Below are 596 nucleotides of genomic sequence, written 5' to 3'. Positions count from 1 at the left end.
TTGCGCTTGCGCCGTCGGACCTGTAGCTGCTGTTCGCGGTACAACCGCTCCACGCGTTTGTAGTTCACGATGCGCCCTTCCTGTCGCAGTTTGAGATAGATCATCCCCACGCCATAGCGACGATGGCGATGCGCCAGCGCAAGAATGCGCTCGCGCAGTTCGCCGTTGCGGTCTTGGCGTGGGCAATAGCGCAGCGCGCTGGCGCTCATGCCGATCACTGCCAGCGCACGACGCTCGCTGGCACCACGCCCGATCCACTCGCGCACCAGCATACGACGCGCCGGTGCGCTCACCACTTTTTTCGCAACGCATCCTTGATCAGGTCGTTCTCGAACAACTGCTCGGCCAGCAACTTCTTCAGCCGCGCGTTCTCGGCCTCAAGGTCCTTGAGCCGCTTGGCATCGGGCACGCTCATGCCGCCGAACTTGCTACGCCACAGATAGTACGAGGCCTCGCTGAAGCCATGGCGCCGGCACAGATCCTTGATCGCCACGCCGCCTTCGGCTTCGCGCAGGAAGCCGATGATCTGCTCTTCGGTAAAACGCTTCTTCACGTCCAATCTCCTTGGGGTAGGGAATTGGACTCCAAACTGAGGT

The 596-nt window shown here is 61.4% G+C and carries 1 pseudogene; it reads right to left on the bottom strand.

The annotated features are described in order from the left end of the window. Positions 1-553: pseudogene (locus XARJCFBP2528_RS23270) on the bottom strand (IS3-like element IS1403 family transposase); the annotation flags it as partial. Positions 554-596: the final 43 nt, after the last annotated feature.

This window comes from Xanthomonas arboricola pv. juglandis (assembly GCF_001013475.1).
Taxonomy (GTDB): Bacteria; Pseudomonadota; Gammaproteobacteria; order Xanthomonadales; family Xanthomonadaceae; genus Xanthomonas; species Xanthomonas arboricola.
This window is presented reverse-complemented; position numbering and strand designations above follow the sequence as displayed.